Source organism: Caulobacter sp. 602-1 (assembly GCF_003931565.1).
Lineage (GTDB): Bacteria > Pseudomonadota > Alphaproteobacteria > Caulobacterales > Caulobacteraceae > Caulobacter.
In genome coordinates this window covers 161,180-176,442 of record NZ_RRYI01000008.1, presented here as the reverse complement: position 1 = coordinate 176,442, position 15,263 = coordinate 161,180, and the positions used below count along the sequence as shown (strand labels likewise).

17 protein-coding genes are annotated in these 15,263 nt (G+C 68.9%); 6 read left to right on the top strand and 11 right to left on the bottom strand.

All coding sequences use genetic code 11. From position 1 onward, the window contains the following. The first annotated feature begins 26 nt into the window (after positions 1–26). A complete protein-coding gene (locus EIK80_RS21345; protein ID WP_125159030.1) occupies positions 27–896 on the top strand; it encodes a UTP--glucose-1-phosphate uridylyltransferase in 870 nt (289 codons plus the stop codon). A 4-nt stretch (positions 897–900) separates the two neighbouring features. Here EIK80_RS21345 and queG read toward each other — a convergent pair whose 3' ends face one another. The 5 genes from queG to EIK80_RS21320 all read right to left on the bottom strand — a co-directional run bounded on the left by queG (position 901) and on the right by EIK80_RS21320 (position 6,406). Then, the gene (queG, locus tag EIK80_RS21340) at positions 901–2,016 is read right to left on the bottom strand and encodes a tRNA epoxyqueuosine(34) reductase QueG (RefSeq protein WP_125159029.1); all 1,116 of its coding nucleotides are present in this window, start codon (positions 2,014–2,016) and stop codon (positions 901–903) included. Then, positions 1,997–2,683 carry an FtsZ-binding protein FzlA gene (gene fzlA, locus EIK80_RS21335; RefSeq protein ID WP_125159028.1) on the bottom strand — a complete coding sequence of 229 codons (687 nt, stop codon included), beginning with the start codon at positions 2,681–2,683 and terminating at the stop codon, positions 1,997–1,999. The genes queG and fzlA overlap by 20 nt, the downstream gene beginning before the upstream one ends. Positions 2,684–2,851: 168 nt before the next feature. Continuing rightward, a complete protein-coding gene (gene rfaE1, locus EIK80_RS21330; protein ID WP_125159027.1) occupies positions 2,852–4,303 on the bottom strand; it encodes a D-glycero-beta-D-manno-heptose-7-phosphate kinase in 1,452 nt (483 codons plus the stop codon). A 31-nt stretch (positions 4,304–4,334) separates the two neighbouring features. Then, a complete protein-coding gene (locus tag EIK80_RS21325; protein ID WP_125159026.1) occupies positions 4,335–5,264 on the bottom strand; it encodes a cation diffusion facilitator family transporter in 930 nt (309 codons plus the stop codon). A 56-nt stretch (positions 5,265–5,320) separates the two neighbouring features. Then, positions 5,321–6,406 (bottom strand): citrate synthase/methylcitrate synthase, encoded by a 1,086-nt coding sequence (locus EIK80_RS21320; RefSeq protein ID WP_125159025.1) that lies wholly within the window; start codon positions 6,404–6,406, stop codon positions 5,321–5,323. Positions 6,407–6,480: 74 nt separating this feature from the next. Between EIK80_RS21320 and EIK80_RS21315 the strand changes: the two genes are divergently transcribed. After that, on the top strand, positions 6,481–7,653 hold the full coding sequence (locus tag EIK80_RS21315; RefSeq protein WP_125159024.1) for a citrate synthase family protein: 1,173 nt from the start codon (positions 6,481–6,483) through the stop codon (positions 7,651–7,653). Here the strand turns inward: EIK80_RS21315 and EIK80_RS21310 are convergent. Continuing rightward, positions 7,629–8,657 carry a ligase-associated DNA damage response exonuclease gene (locus EIK80_RS21310; RefSeq protein ID WP_125159023.1) on the bottom strand — a complete coding sequence of 343 codons (1,029 nt, stop codon included), beginning with the start codon at positions 8,655–8,657 and terminating at the stop codon, positions 7,629–7,631. The two genes, EIK80_RS21315 and EIK80_RS21310, sit on opposite strands and share 25 nt — an antisense overlap. 25 nt (positions 8,658–8,682) lie before the next feature. On the opposite strand from EIK80_RS21310, the gene EIK80_RS21305 reads away from it, so the two are divergent. From EIK80_RS21305 to EIK80_RS21295, 3 genes are all read left to right on the top strand, one after another. After that, on the top strand, positions 8,683–9,183 hold the full coding sequence (locus EIK80_RS21305) for a PaaI family thioesterase (protein ID WP_125159064.1): 501 nt from the start codon (positions 8,683–8,685) through the stop codon (positions 9,181–9,183). Then, a complete protein-coding gene (locus EIK80_RS21300) occupies positions 9,180–9,599 on the top strand; it encodes a PaaI family thioesterase (RefSeq protein WP_125159022.1) in 420 nt (139 codons plus the stop codon). The genes EIK80_RS21305 and EIK80_RS21300 overlap by 4 nt, the downstream gene beginning before the upstream one ends. Positions 9,600–9,817: 218 nt before the next feature. Beyond that, positions 9,818–9,916: a hypothetical protein gene (locus EIK80_RS21295; RefSeq protein ID WP_125159021.1), complete on the top strand. Its 99-nt coding sequence runs from the start codon at positions 9,818–9,820 to the stop codon at positions 9,914–9,916. 72 nt (positions 9,917–9,988) lie between these two features. Here the strand turns inward: EIK80_RS21295 and EIK80_RS21290 are convergent, their stop codons facing one another. Next, positions 9,989–10,909, bottom strand: a complete 921-nt coding sequence (locus tag EIK80_RS21290) for a histone deacetylase (protein WP_125159020.1) — start codon at positions 10,907–10,909, stop codon at positions 9,989–9,991. 81 nt (positions 10,910–10,990) lie between these two features. Between EIK80_RS21290 and EIK80_RS21285 the strand changes: the two genes are divergently transcribed. Beyond that, positions 10,991–11,845 (top strand): acyl-CoA thioesterase II, encoded by an 855-nt coding sequence (locus tag EIK80_RS21285; protein WP_125159019.1) that lies wholly within the window; start codon positions 10,991–10,993, stop codon positions 11,843–11,845. Positions 11,846–11,849: 4 nt separating this feature from the next. Here the strand turns inward: EIK80_RS21285 and EIK80_RS21280 are convergent, their stop codons facing one another. Genes EIK80_RS21280 through ffh form a run of 4 tightly spaced genes read right to left on the bottom strand, consistent with a single transcriptional unit; the run spans position 11,850 to position 15,112 of the window. Next, on the bottom strand, positions 11,850–12,419 hold the full coding sequence (locus tag EIK80_RS21280) for an NUDIX hydrolase (RefSeq protein ID WP_125159018.1): 570 nt from the start codon (positions 12,417–12,419) through the stop codon (positions 11,850–11,852). 20 nt (positions 12,420–12,439) lie between these two features. After that, complete coding sequence (gene rimM, locus EIK80_RS21275; RefSeq protein WP_125159017.1) at positions 12,440–13,006, bottom strand: ribosome maturation factor RimM; 567 nt, start codon at positions 13,004–13,006, stop codon at positions 12,440–12,442. Between the two features lie 53 nt (positions 13,007–13,059). Beyond that, positions 13,060–13,560, bottom strand: a complete 501-nt coding sequence (gene rpsP, locus EIK80_RS21270) for a 30S ribosomal protein S16 (protein WP_125159016.1) — start codon at positions 13,558–13,560, stop codon at positions 13,060–13,062. A gap of 25 nt (positions 13,561–13,585) precedes the next feature. Continuing rightward, positions 13,586–15,112: a signal recognition particle protein gene (gene ffh / locus EIK80_RS21265; RefSeq protein ID WP_125159015.1), complete on the bottom strand. Its 1,527-nt coding sequence runs from the start codon at positions 15,110–15,112 to the stop codon at positions 13,586–13,588. Positions 15,113–15,263 lie beyond the last annotated feature (151 nt).

The following is a 15,263-nucleotide window of genomic DNA, read 5'->3' as shown; positions in this document are numbered from 1 at the left end:
CCTCCCGAACATCAGGCGAGCCGCTCATGAAACCCGTTCGTAAAGCCGTCCTTCCTGTCGCCGGCTTTGGCACCCGCGTGCTGCCCGGCACGAAGACCACCCCGAAGGAACTGCTGAACGTCGTCGATCGGCCGATCCTGTCCTACATCATCGCCGAAGGCCGCGCGGCCGGCATCGAGCACTTCGTCTTCGTCACCGGCCGCAACAAGGGCGCGATCGAGGACTATTTCGACCACCAGGTCGAGCTGGAAGCCGCCCTGGCCGCCAAGGGCAAGACCGCCCTGCTCGACGAACTGCTGGCCGAGCTGCCCAAGCCGGGCGAAATGAGCTTCGTGCGCCAGATGGCCCCGCTGGGCCTGGGCCATGCGGTGTGGTGCGCGCGCGACATTATTGGCGACGAGCCCTTCGCCGTCATGCTGCCCGACATGGTCATGCACGCCCAGAAGTCGGCCCTGGCCCAGGCCATCGAGGCCTATGACCAGGTCGGCGGCAACATCGTCGTGGTCGAGCCCTGCCCCGAGGGCCAGGCCCACCAGTACGGCATCGTCGCGCTGGACGGCCAGGACGGCCGCCTGAACCGCATGACCGGCATGGTCGAGAAGCCGCCGAAGGGCACGGAGCCCTCGAACCTGTTCATCAGCGGCCGCTATATCCTCCAGCCCGAGATCTTCGACCTGCTGGCCAGCCAGGAGAAGGGCGCCGGCAACGAGATCCAGCTGACCGACTCGATGCTGAAGCTGCTGACCACCCAGGACTTCCACGCCCTGGAATACCAAGGCGTCACCTACGACTGCGGCGACAAGATCGGCCTGCTGCGCGCGAATGTCGCCCTGGCCCTGGCCAATCCGGAACTGGGCGCCGCCGCCCGCGCCGCCATCGAGGACCTGCTGAAATAGACCCTCAGGCCCACTCGGCCAGGACCTCGGGATCGTCCTCGGCGCGCTTCAGCGCCGAGGCGTCCGCGAGCAGTCGCCGCGCGGCCCACACGGCCGCGCCGCGCACCACGGACGCGGGGTCGGTCAGCAGGGGCTCGACCACCGCCATCAGGCCGACATCGCCACTGTTGCCGATCGCGTAGAGCACGTTGCGCACGAAGCGGTCGCGGCCGATGCGCTTGATCGGGTTCTTCGAGAACAGGCTCCGGAACGCGGCGTCATCCAGCGCCGCCAGGTCCGCCAGGGTCGGTTGCCGCAGTTCCTTTCGGGCCTGGAGCTTGGCCTCGCTCGACAGCGACGCGAACTTGTTCCACGGGCAGACCGCCAGGCAGTCGTCACAGCCGTAGATCCGATTGCCCAGGGCCTCGCGGAACTCCGCGGGGATGGGACCGGCGAGTTCGATCGTCAGGTACGAGATGCACCGCCGCGCATCCAGCTGGCGAGGCGCCGGAAAGGCTCTCGTCGGGCAGATGTCGAGACAGGCGCTGCACCGGCCGCAGTGGTCGACCTCGGCTTCATCCGGCGGCAGGTCGAGCGTGGTCAGCACGCTGCCCAGGAACAGCCAGGAGCCGAATTGGCGCGAGACCAGGTTGGTGTGCTTGCCCTGCCAGCCCAGACCGGCCCGCTGCGCCAGCGGCTTCTCCATCAGCGGCGCGGTGTCGACGAACACCTTCACGTCGTTGCCGAACCGGCGATGCATCCAGCCGGCCAGCAGCTTCAGGCGCTTCTTGATGACATCATGATAGTCGTCGCCCTGGGCATAGACAGAGATGGCCGCGTGGTCGCCGCGCGCCAGCTGCTCCAGCGGATCTATGTCGGGGCCATAGTTGACGCCCAGCACCACCGCCGACCTCGCATCCGCCCACATGGCCGTGGGATGCGAGCGCCGCTCCAGCGTCTCTTGCATCCAGCCCATCTCGCCATGGCGCTCGGCCGCGACGAAGGCCTCCAGCCACGCGCCATTCGGCCAGGCCGCCGCCGCGTCGGCGAAGCCGCAGGCCGAGAACCCCAGGTTCAGGGCCTCGGCGCGAATCTCGTCCTTGATGGTTTGAAAGCTCAGCTCAGAAGTCGAGGTCGTCATAATGCGCGGCCGGCGCGAGGCCGGGCCAGCGGTCGGCCAGGATCGGACGGAAGGCCGGCCTCGACTTCAACTTCATGTACCAGGTCTTCGCCGTGGAGAAGTCCTTCCAGGGCACATCGCCGAAATAGTCGATGACGGAGAGGTGCGCGGCGGCGGCGAAGTCGGCCAGGCTCATGCGACGGCCAGCCAGCCAGTCGCGGGTCTGCAAAAGGCCGTCGATATAGCCCAGATGCGCCCGCAGCGCCTCGCGCCCCTGCCGCAGGGCGGCCAGGTCCGGCGCGCCCATGCGAAGAAGGCGCTTCTCCATCTTCTCGTGCAGCAGGAAGCCGTTGACCTCGTTGTCGAACTTGCGGTCGAACCACTGCAGCAGGCGGCGCGCCTCGGCGCGCTCGGCCGGGTCGCGACCGAGCAACGGCGGCTCTGGCTCGGTCTCCTCGATGTGCTCGAGGATGGCCCGGGTTTCGCAGACGACGAGGTTGCGTTGGTGGCGCGTCTCGACCAGCACCGGCGGCATGCCCGACGGGTTCAGCGAGGTGAACTCCGGCGGCATCTCCCAGTAGCGGACCTGGATCTCGAGGAACGGCAGCCGCTTCTCGCCCAGCGCCAGACGCACCTGTCGCGAGGCGGGGTCGAGAGGGAAATGGTGTAGGGTGCGTTCGACGCTCATGCCCAGGTGCGCTCAGGCTGCATCGAAAGAGCGATGCGCCGCTTTGCTTAACAACAGATTGCCGAACGGGGTTTACCCAAGAAAAGCAGACCTTTGTACGGCGCTTTGAACTCTTTTGCCGCGCGTACGGGCGGCGAACCGCGCACACTTCGCCTGACGCGCTCGCGGCTAGCTGTTCATGCGAGCAATCAGGTTCGTCGTGCTCTGCCCTTGCTTGAGCTCGGCCAGAACAACCTTACCGCCATAGCCGAGGACGATATCGGACCCGACCACCGTCTCGACCGTGTAGTCCGCGCCCTTGATCAGCACGTCTGGCCGGAACGCCTCGATCAGCGCCAGGGGCGTCTCCTCGCCGAACAGCACCACCAGGTCCACCGACGACAGCGAGGCCAGCACCGTGGCGCGCCCCTGCTCCTTCTGCACCGGCCGGGAGGGCCCCTTCAGCTTGGAGACCGAGGCGTCGGTATTGAGGCCGACAATCAGCCGGTCGCAGGCGGCCTTGGCCTGGCTGAGCAGCGAGACATGGCCGGGGTGGAGCAGATCGAAGCAGCCGTTGGTGAAGCCGACCTTCAGCCCGCGCGCGCGCCAGCCCTCGACGATCCGCCGAGCCAGATCGCGGTCGGCGATCTTGATCTCGCCGGGCTCGCCTTGGGTGGAGACCGCGACGGCCGTCAGTTCTGCGGCCGTAACGACGTCGGTGCCCAGCTTGGCGACGACCAGACCGCCGGCCAGGTTGGCCAGGCGCGCGGCGTCGGCCAGGCTCGCCCCGGCCGCGACGGCCAGAGCCAGGGTCGCGGCCACGGTGTCGCCGGCGCCGGAGACGTCGAACACCTCGACCGCCGTGGCTGGCAGATGAACGTGCGGCTGGCCGCGCACCGACAGGGTCATGCCGGCCCCCCCACGCGTGATCAGAGCGGCCTCCAGGCCCGGGGCCATGGCCAGGATGGCCGCGCCGGCGTCCTCGGAGGCTTCATCCGAGTTGTCGACGATGCCGGTGGCCTCGGCGGCCTCCTTGCGGTTGGGCTTGATCAGGGTCGCACCGTCGTAGCGGGCGAAGTCGCGGCTCTTGGGATCGACGATCACCGGCTTGCCGGCGGCGCGGGCCGCGTCGATCGCCCCGCGCACCACCTCGGCGCTCAGCACACCCTTGGCGTAGTCGGACAGCACCACGACGTCGGCGGCGGGCAAACGGGCCGCGAAGGCCGCGAGCAGCGCCGCCCCGTCGCCGGGGCCGCGATCCTCTCGATCAACGCGCAGCATCTGGTGCGAACCGGAAATGTAGCGGACCTTCTCGGTCGTGCGGCGCTGGGGATCGGCGACAAGCTCCGCCTCCAGCCCCGGCTCGGCGTCGATCATGCCACGCAGGGCCGCGCCGGCGTCGTCCTGGCCCACCAGACCGATCAGCACCGCCTTGGCGCCGAGGGCCGCGACGTTGCGCGCGACATTGCCCGCGCCGCCCAGCATGGCGGTTTCCTTCTCGACCGCGATCACCGGCACCGGCGCCTCGGGCGAGATGCGGTCGACCGCGCCATAGATGAAGCGGTCCAGCATCACGTCGCCGAGGACCAGCACGGTCTTGTCGGAGAAGGCGCGGGGGAGATGAGAGAGGGCGTCGTCCATAAGGTTCCGTACCCTCACCGGCTCGAGGAACTCAACCCTCGACCGTTTCGGCGAAGAAACCGCCGTGTTTCTCGGCCAGCCCCCTCGGATCGGGGTGGATGATGATGTCGGCCGACGGGAAGGCCTCCAGCAGCCGGTTCTCGGCGGCCACGATGATGGTGTGCGCCTCGGCCAGAGAGATGTCCGCCGCCAGGTCGGCATGCATCTGCATATGGACGTAGGGACCGGAAGCGCGGGTGCGCAGCTGGTGAACGCCCAGAACGCGCGGATCGGTGGTGGCCAGGAGAACGATCCGCTCACGTTCGGTCTCGGGCAGTTCCTGGTCCATCAACTGGGCCGAAGCTTCGCGGAAGACGCCGATCGCGCCCCAGATCAGCCACAGCGCCACCACCAGGCCCGCGGCCGAGTCGATCCAGGCCAGGCCCAGCCACGTCGCCGCGCCCACGCCGACCAGGGCCACGGCGTTCGAGGCCAGATCGGCGGCGTAGTGGGCCCGGTCTCCGGAGATGGCGATCGAGCCGCTGGCCTTCACCACACGGGTCTGGGCCGTGATCAGGGCCAGGGTCAGGCCGATCGAGACGATCATCACCACCACCCCGGCCAGGCCGTGCTGGACCGGACGCGGATGCAGCAGGGCGTCGATCGCCTCCCGCCCGATCAGGGCGCCGGAGGCGAAGACCAGGCCGCCCTGCATCAGGCTGGAAAACGCTTCCGCCTTGCCATGGCCGAAGCGGTGCTCGGCGTCGGGCGGCTCGGCCGCGTAGCGCACCGCGTAGACCGTGATCAGCGAGGCGACCAGATCGAGGGCCGAATCCGACAGCGAGGCCAGGATCGCCACCGAGCCGCTCATCCGCCAGGCGATCGCCTTGACCACGATCAGGATCGCCGCGACCGCGACCGAAAGCAGGGCCACGCGTCGGGTGGCGGCGCGGGTTCCGGGCGAGGTGGCGGAGAGAGTCATGGCCGCACTTTAGCAAGGCGGTTTCGCCTGCCCAGCGCGAACGACTCGCGAGCGCCCTAAGCCGCGGCGCGCGCCTCGGGTCCGACATAGACCGACTGCGGCCGGATCAGCCGGCCACCGGCCAGTTGTTCGCGAGCATGGGCCAGCCAGCCGGAGACGCGCCCCATGGCGAAGACGCAGGTGAAGCTGGACGGCGGCAGCCCCAGCGCCTCGAGCAGCAGCGCCGTGTAGAACTCGACATTGGTGTCCAGAGGCCGATCGGGCTTGTGCTCGCGCAGGATTTCCAGGGCGGCGCGCTCGACCGCCTCGGCGAAGGCCAGGCGCCCGGGCAGGCTGTCCGAGGCCGCCGCGAGCTTGCGCACGGCCGTCTTCAGGGCGTCGGCGCGAGGATCCCGGACCCGGTAGATGCGATGGCCGAAGCCCATCAGCCGATCGCCGCGCGCCAGAGCCTTCTCCAGCCACGGGCGAGCGTTCCCCGGCGCGCCGATCGCGTCCAGCATCTCGATCACCGGCCCTGGCGCGCCGCCGTGAAGCGGACCTTTCAACGCCGAGAGCCCGGCCAGCACCGCCGAGGTCAGGCCCGCGCGGGTCGAGGCCACCACCCGGGCGGCGAAGGTCGAGGCGTTGAGGCCGTGGTCACAGACCGTGACCAGATAGGCGTCCAGCGCGGCGGCTTCAGCGTCGGTGGCGGGCGTTCCGCGCTTCATCCGCAGGATGTCGGCGGCGTGCGACAGGGTCGGGTCGGGCGCGACCGGGCTTTCGCCTTTCGCGACGCGCAGCACGGCGGGGGTGAAGACGGCGGGGGCGGCGATCAGCAGCAGGGCTGTCGGCAGGTCGTCGCCGTCGGGCAAGCGGGCCAGCAGGGCGCGCATGGCCTCGACCGGGTCACGGTGGGCCAGGCCCTCGTCCAGGGCGGCGACCTCGGCGAAGGCGCGGATCCGGGCCTCGCCCAGCGCTGGCGCCAGGTCGGATGGCGCGTCCTCGAAGAAGCCGTCGAACAGCAGGTGGGCGGCCTCCTCATAACGGGTGTGGCCCGACAAATCCTCGACGGCGTAGCCTCGGATCACCAGGCGACCCCTGGCGCCGTCGACATCGGACAGAACGGTGCGGGCGGCGACGACGCCCTCAAGACCATCGGACATGTTCGGTCTCCTTTCGCCGCCGAAAGACGCCGCCCCAGCTTGATCGTCAATCTTGATCAATATAATCAATCTATATGGCGGATTGGCTCGACGCGGATCAGGTTCTGGAGCGGCTCGGGATCCGGCCGCAGACCCTCTACGCCTATGTCAGCCGGGGTCGGATCGAGGCCGTCGCCCACCCGCGCGATCCGCGCCGCAGCCTTTATCGCGCCTCGGACGTCGCGGCCCTGGCCCAGAGGAAGGCGCGCGGCCGCCGCGCCGCCGACGTCGCCGCCGAGGCCATCGCCTGGGGCGAGCCGGTCCTGCCCTCGGCCATCACCACCGTGGCCGGCGGGAAACTCTGGTATCGCGGTCGCGACGCCGTCGCCCTGGCCGAGCAAGGCCTGACGCTGGAGAATGTCGGCCGCTTGCTGCGCGGCGGCCATGGCGCGGCGCTGAAATCATCCCGCCGTCCGGAGCCGCCGGTCGCCGACAGCGCGCGGGGCCGACTGTTCCTGACGCTGGCCGCGCGCGCCGGGCGCGAGCCGCCCGCTCGGGGCCGCGCACCGCTGGCCTTGGCCATGGAAGCCGCCGATCTGCTGGAGGCCGTGGTCGACGCCGCTACCGGCCAGAACGGCGAGGGTCCCGCCCACGGCCGCTTCGCGGCCGCCTGGGGTCTGGACGCGGCCGGCGCCGACCTCGTCCGCCGGACCCTGGTTTTGCTGGCCGACCACGAGCTGAACGCCTCGACCTTCGCCGCGAGGGTCGCGGCCTCGACCGGGGCGTCGCTGTCGGCGGCTTGCCTGGCGGGGCTGTCGGCGTTGTCCGGCCCGCTGCACGGCGGCATGGCGGCGCGGGTGGAGGCCTTCGTCGAGGAGGCCGAGCGGCGCGACGCCGTCCATGCGGTCTCGGCGAGACTGGCGCGCGGCGCGACGATGCCCGGCTTCAACCATCCGCTCTATCCCGATGGCGACCCGCGCGCGGCGGCGCTGCTGTCGGCGTTCGAGGCCCCGCCCGTGCTGGCCGACCTCCGAACGGCGACCGAGACCGCGACCGGCCTGACGCCGAACATTGATTTCGCCCTGGTGACCCTCGCGCGAGCCTTGAGGTTGCCGCCGGACGGGCCGTTCATCCTGTTCGCCACGGCCAGGAGCGCCGGCTGGGCGGCGCACGCGATCGAGCAGCTTCAGACCGGGCGGTTGATCCGGCCCCGGGCGCGCTATGTCGGCGTCGCCCCTGAGGGTTACTCGCCCTCTTCCTCGTCGTAGCCGATCAGCCGCAGCGCCCGCGCCGGCAGGCCTTCCAGCGCGCACCAGCGCTCAAGGGCCTCTTCGCGGCCATGGGTGATCCAGACCTCGCCAGGCCGCAGCTCGCTCAGGGTCGCCGTCAGTTCGTCCCAGTCGGCGTGATCGGAGAGGATGAGCGGCAGCTCGACGCCCCTTTGGCGCGCCCTGGCCCGCACCCGCATCCACCCCGAGGCGAAACAGTCGACGGGATCGGGGAACCGCCGCGACCAACGGTCGGCCACCGCGCTGGGCGGCGCGATGATGATCTGGCCGGCGAAGGCGTCCTTCGGGCCCGAGGCTGTGGCGGGGGCCAGCGGACCAAGCTCCACGCCATGCGCCTCGTAAAGGGCGTTCAGCCGTTCCAGCGCCCCATGGACGAAGATCGGCCTGTCCCAGCCCGCCTCGCGCAGCAGCCGGATCACCCGCTGCGCCTTGCCCAGGGCATAGGCCCCAACGATGTGGCAGCGCTCGGGGAACTGCTCGACCGAGGCCAGTAGGCTCCGGATCTCACCGGCGTCGTCGGGATGGCGGAACACCGGCAGGCCGAAGGTCGCCTCGGTGATGAACACGTCGCACGGCACCGGCTCGAACCGCGCACAAGTCGGGTCGCGGCGGCGCTTGTAGTCGCCGGAGACGACCATGGTCAGGCCCTTCCAGCGCACCACCGCCTGGGCCGAACCTAGCACATGGCCGGCGGGGACCAGGGTCACCTCGACGCCGTTATGCGTGATCGTCTCGCCATACGGAACGGCCTGGCGCCGGCCCGTGAAATCCTCGCCATAGCGCGTGGCCATGATCGCCAGCGTTTCGGGCGTGGCGGCGACCGTCCCGTGGCCGGCGCGAGCGTGATCGGCGTGGCCATGGGTGATCACGGCCCGGTCCACGGGGCGGACGGGGTCTATGTAAAAGTCTCCCGGCGGGCAGTAGAGGCCGGCCGGCCGGGGACAGAGAAGATCTTCGGGCTTGATCACGTCTGGATATGACAACGCCTATGGCGCTAAGCCTATCCGCATGAGCGATCACGAGCAGACAAAACTCATCGCCACGGCGATGAACGAGGGCAGCCCGCAGGCCAAGGCCCTGGGCTTCACCACCCTGGAGATCGGCGACGCGGTCGCCATCCTGAAGGTCCCCTATCGCCCCGAGATCGTCGGCGATCCCGAGACGGGGGTCATCGCCGGCGGGGTGGTCACCACCCTGCTGGACCACGCCAGCGGCCAGGCGGTGCACGCGGCCATGGAGACCTTCACCTCGATCGCCACCCTGGATCTGCGCATCGACTACATGCGCGCGGCCGAACCTGGCCTGGACGTCATGGCCCGAGCCCACTGCTACAAGCTGACACGCTCGGTAGCCTTCGTCCGCGCCGTGGCCTACGACCGCGATCCCGAGGATCCGGTCGCCACCGCTCAGGCGACTTTCATGCTCGACAGCAGCGCCGGCAAGAAGCCGGGCGCCAACCTCAAGCCGCCGCGCGAGCCGCGGACCAAGACCGGAGACGCCGGCCAATGAGCGACATCGACACGCGTCTGGTCTCGATGCTGGACTCCATTCCCTACGCCCGTTTCCTGGGGATCAAGGCCGAGCTGGCCGGCGACGAGATGACCGCCATCCTGCCGTTCGCACAGCACATCGTCGGCAACCCGATGCTGCCCGCCATCCACGGCGGCGTGCTAGGCGCCTTCATGGAGATGACGGCATTGGCCCAGCTTTCGGTGGCCGCGCCGATGAAGCGCCAGCCGCGCACGATCGACGTCTCGATCGAGTATCTGCGCTCGGGCCGGCCGCTGACCACCTATGCCCGCGCCAGCATCAAGAAGCTGGGCCGGCGCATCGCCAACGTCCACGTCGAGGCCTGGCAGGAGACGCGTTCGGCTCCGATCGCGACAATGCGGGGACTGTTTCTGGTCGCCCCCAGCGAGGAGTGATCGTCAGAGGTCGGAACGATGGTCTCAAAGGATAATGTTTCCCGCGAAACTAAATTCCACGACCACATTAATCCTCTGTAATGCCGATTAGGTGCGACAAAGTTTCTTAAATCGGCGTCATGAAGCATGAGTAACGTGCATTAACGAGGGTCAGCGCCTATATCCCTGATCACCGGACGCCAACGGGCGCCGGAAGACAAAAAACAGGGATCAAGACCATGACCATGAAGACCAACGCCGTCGCCGGTTTCGCCTCGCTCGTTCTCGCGGTTCTGCCGCTCGTCATCATCGCCGGTTCGCTCGCTTCGAGCCTGTAAGTGATCGCCGCGTAACCTCCGTCGGGCCGCCCGCAAGGGCCGCCTCGACGGGGATGGCGACAGAACGAACGACTAAGCTACCGAAGAATAAAGAGATTTCGCCGTCCGATGCAGGATGGCGTGGCGAGCCGCCAGACGATCGATATCCGCGTCGTAGCCGCCGCCAATGACCCCGACCACGGGGATCTCAAGAGAAAGACAAGCGCCCAGGACATAGGCCTCCCGTCGCCCCAGACCGTCGTCGGTCAGCGACAGGCGGCCCAGCTTGTCGTCCGCGTGCGGATCCACGCCCGCATTGAAGAAGACGATGTCCGGCCGGACGCTGCTGAGCAGCGCCGGCAGGATCTCTCCCAGCTTTTCCAGATAGGCCACGTCGCCGGTCCCGTCGGCCAGTTCGACGTCGAGGTCGCTGGTCGCCTTGCGGTGGGGGAAGTTCTTCTCGGCGTGCATCGACAGCGTGAAGACGCTGGGATCGCCCTCGAAGATCCGCGCCGTGCCGTCACCCTGGTGAACATCGAGGTCCACGACCAGAGCCTGGCCGATCGCGCCTTCGGCCAGCAGCCGCCGGGCCGCCACCGCCACGTCGTTGAACACGCAGAACCCCGCGCCGCTCTCGGCCGAGGCGTGATGGCTGCCGCCCGCCGTATTGCAGGCGATCCCCTGCTTTAGCGCCAGACGCGCGGCCAGCAGGGTGCCGCCGGTCGCCGCCAGCGCCCGGGTCGCGACGCCGTCGGTATTGGGCATGCCGATCCGCCGGACCACCTCGGCCGGCAGGGACAGCTCGATCACGCCCCGCACATAATCTTCCGTATGGGTCAGCAGCAGCGTCTCGACATCGACGAACTCGGGCTTCACGAAGCCGTCCGGACCCGGAACACCCTCTGCCTCCAGCACGGTGGCCAGGCGCGAGAACTTGTCCATGGGGAAGCGATGTCCGACTGGCATCTCGGCGCGGAAGGCGGGGTGATGGACGATCGGAGGGACGCACAACATCGCCTCACGATGGGGACGGCGGCCGGCTGACGCAAGGTGACGGCTTGCGGCGGCGCTCTGGCGGGCTTATCGCACTGCACCATGCAGACGACCGAGAACCTCGCCGACATCCTCGACCTCGAACCGATCGAGGTGAACCTGTTCCGGGGCGTCAGCCCCAATGACGGTTTTCCGCGCATCTTCGGCGGCCTGGTGATCGCCCAGGCCCTGCTGGCGGCCTACAAGACCGTGCCGGACCGGGTCTGCCACTCGCTGCACGCCTATTTCATCCGTCCCGGCGACGTGACCGCGCCCGTGCTCTACGAGGTGGAGCGGGCGCGCGATGGCGGCACGTTCACCACCCGCCGCGTCGCCGCCATCCAGCATGGCGAGCAGATCTTCAACCTGGCCGCCTCGTTCCAGACGCCGGAAGACGGCTTCGAGCACCAGTCGGACATGCCCGACGCGCCCGATCCCGAGACCCTGCCGACCGAGGTCGAGTTCCTCAAGAGCCTGGGCGACCAGATCCATCCGAAGATGCTGGCCATCGCCAGCCGGCCCCGCCCGGTCGACATTCGCTGGGAGGATCCCCAGAACCCCGTCGCGCCGGTCAAGAAGTCCGGCACCAAGAACGTCTGGATGCGCGCCAAGGCTCCGCTGGGCGACGACGTGAGGATGCAGCAGGCCGCCCTGGCCTACGCCTCGGACATGGCGTTCATGGAAAGCGCCCTTCGCCCGCACGGCCTGATCTGGACCACGCCGGGCATTCAGGCCGCCAGCCTGGACCACGCCATGTGGTTCCATCAGCCTTTCAACTTCAACGACTGGACCCTGTTCGCCCAGGACAGCCCGGCCGCCTCACACGGCCGCGGCCTGGTGCGCGGCCAGATGTTCAGCCAGGACGGCAAGCTGCTGGCCTCGGTGGCTCAGGAATGCCTGATGCGGGTGCGGAAGTAGGCCTTCAGGCCTGAACCGCCTCGATTCTGGCCACGCCGGCGGCGGCGAGCCCGCGCAACAGCGAGGCCGCCTGCATGCCCACCGTCATCTCGCCGGCCAGCGCCATGCGCAGGGCCTCGGCGGCCGGGACCCAGAGGGTTTCGATCCGTTCATGGGGGTCGTCCTTCGGCTCCGCGACCTTCGACACATCGCGCGCCAGGATGATGTGGATGCGGTTGGTGTGCGTGCCGGCGTTTGGCCGGGTCTCGCCCAGCAGGGTCAAGGCTCCCGCGCAGCCGGCTTCCTCGAGCAGTTCGCGACGGGCGGCCTCGACCGGATCGGTCTCGTCGGCGTCCATGCCGCCGGCCGGAAGTTCGGTGGAGATGTCGCCCAGGGCGTGGCGATACTGACGCACCAGCAGGACGTTGCTCTCGGCGTCCAGAGCCACCAGTTCGACCCAGTCGCGATATTCGAGCACGTAGTAGGGCGCGACCACCGCGCCCTCGTCGGTCACGCAGTCGTCGGCGCGAAGATGGATCCAGCGGTCCTTGTGAACGACGCGCGAGGCGGTGACCCGCCATTTTCCGTCCGACATCGCTGGCTCCTCGCCGAAAGTCAGTCTCGGTCGCCCAACTCTTCGTCTTCAGCGGAGCCTTCCGGTTCTCCCACGAGGGCGGGTGGGTCGGCCAGGATCAGGCCTTCGCCGATCTTGACCTCGGGCACGGCCGCCCGCGTGAACGGCAGGTACCAGGTGGGGCCGCCCAGGTCGGGCGTTATCTCGAGAATGTCGCCGGCGCCGAAGTTCTGGACGCTCTTCACGCGACCCAGCAGGACGTCGGTGGCGACGTGGCGGACCGACAGGCCGACCAGATCGGTCAGGTAGAACTCGTCCTCGTCGGGCTGCGGCAGGGCCGAACGGGGAACATAGAGGCGAAGGCCGCGCAGGGCGTCGGCGGCTTCCTTGGTGTCGATGCCGGAACAGCGGCAGACGACGCCGTCCTTGGTCTTGCGGGCCGAGGCGATGGTCAGGGCGGGCGAGCCGTCCTGGCGTTTCAGCGCCTTGAAGGCCGCGATGCTCATCGGGTCTTCGGTATAGGTCGAGATCCGCACCTCGCCGCGCACGCCAAAGCCGCCAGCCACGCGGCCGACCAGGATCAGTGGATCGTCTTGAGGTGCGGCCATCGCGTGGACAGAGTCGCGCCGCCGACCCGCGAGGATCGGCGGCGCGGGAACCCTTAGCCTTCGGTGGTTTCTTCGGCGGCCGGGGCTTCGGCGGCAGGAGCCTCTTCAGCCGGAGCTTCCTCCACGGCCGGAGCAGCGGCGGCCGCGGCGGCGGCTTCAGCGGCGGCGGCCTTTTCGGCTTCGGCGGCGGCCTTGGCGTCAGCCTCGGCTTGCTTGCGGTCTTCCTCACGCTGAGCGCGCTCGGCCGAACGCTCTTGGGCCTTCTTGCCCGGAGCGCCCTTTTGCGGGTTGTTGCCGTGGGCCCAGGTGGTCAGGCCTTGCGCGGCCAGGAAGCGCGCGACGCGGTCGGTCGGCTGGGCGCCCTTCTTGAGCCATTCCTGGATCGACTCGACCTTCAGGGTGACGCGGTTGGCGTCGTCCTTCTTGAGGAGCGGGTTGTAGGTGCCGACCTTCTCGATGAAACGGCCGTCGCGCGGCGAGTGGCTGTCGGCGACGACGATCGAGTAGTACGGACGCTTCTTGGCGCCGCCACGGGCGAGACGGATCTTCAGCATTTGAGGTAGTCCTTGGTCTAAAGTTCTATTTCTTGAACGGGTTGAAGCCGGGCAGGCCCAGGCCGGAGAGAGGGTTGGGCTTGGCGTCGCCGCCGCCCCCGAGGCCCGGCAGACCGGGCAGCCCCGAGGGGCCTTGGCCCCCCGCTGCGTTGGGATCGGGCTGGGGCATCCTGCCGCCGCCCAAATTCTTGAGATGGGCCATGTCGCCGCCGCCCATCATCTGGGCCATGCGGGCCATGCCCTTGCCGCCGTCCTTGGACATGGCCTTGAACATGTCGGCCATCTGGCGGTGCTGCTTGAGCAGACGGTTGACCTCAGCGACGTCGACGCCCGAACCGGCGGCGATGCGGCGCTTGCGCGAAGCGGCCAGGATGTCGGGCTTCTTGCGCTCTTCCTTGGTCATCGAGCTGATGATCGCCTGCTGGCGACGGAAGATGCTGTCGTCGATGCCGCTCTCGGCGATCTGCTTCTTGACCTTCTGGACGCCGGGCAGCAGGCCCATGATGCCTTCCATGCCGCCCAGTTTCTGCATCTGGGAGAGCTGGGCCGACAGGTCGTCCAGGTCGAACTTGCCCTTGGCCAGCTTCTTGGCCATGCGCTCGGCTTCAGCATGGTCGAGGTCGGCCGCGGCCTTCTCGACCAGCGCCACGACGTCGCCCTGGCCCAGGATGCGGCCGGCGACGCGACGGGCGTCGAATACGTCCAGTTGGTCGATCTTCTCGCCGGCGCCGAGGAACTTGATCGGCAGGCCGGTGACGTAGCGCATCGACAGCGCCGCGCCGCCGCGGCCGTCGCCGTCGGCGCGGGTCAGGATCAGGCCCGTCAGCGGCAGGCGCTCGTGGAACGCCTTGGCGGTGCGCACGGCGTCCTGACCGGTCAGGCTGTCGGCGACCAGGATGGTCTCGGACGGCTGGGCGATGCGGGCGATGTCCGCCGCCTCGCTCATCATCGCCTCGTCCAGCGTGGTGCGGCCGGCTGTGTCGAGGATCAGGACGTCGTAGCCGCCCAGCTTGGCGGCGCTCATCGCGCGCTTGGCGATGTCCTGGGCGCTCTGGCCGGGGACGATCGGCAGGCTCTCGACCTCGACCTGCTTGGCCAGAGTCGCCAGCTGCTCCATGGCGGCCGGACGACGCGTGTCGAGCGAGGCGACCAGCACCTTCTTGCGCTCAGTCTTGGACAGGCGCAGGGCCAGCTTGCCGGTGGTGGTGGTCTTGCCCGAGCCCTGCAGACCGGCCATCAGGATCACCGACGGCGGGTTCAGCGCCAGGTTCAGGCCGGTCGGCTGCTCGCCGCCCAGCATGTCGACCAGGCCGTCATAGACGATCTTGACCACCTGGTCGGCCGGCTTGACCGAGCGGATGACCGCCTCGCCCGAAGCCAGTTCCTTGGCCTTGCTGATGAAGTCCTTGACGACCGGCAGGGCGACGTCGGCCTCGAGCAGGGCCACGCGAACCTCGCGCAGCGCCTCGTCGATGTCCTTCTCGGACAGCACGCCGCGACCGCCAAGACGTTCGAAGACGTCGGAAAGTCGCTCTGTAAGGCCGTCGAACATGTCGAACCCTGTTGAATACCCTGGAACGTGACGCGTCACGTTCCGACTCTTTGTCTTGCTTCGGCCTGTTCGAAGAACAGACCGGGGTCCAAACGCGATCAGCCCCCGTGGACGATCACGTCGACGGGGGTCCTCGCCGTCCTCGTCCGGA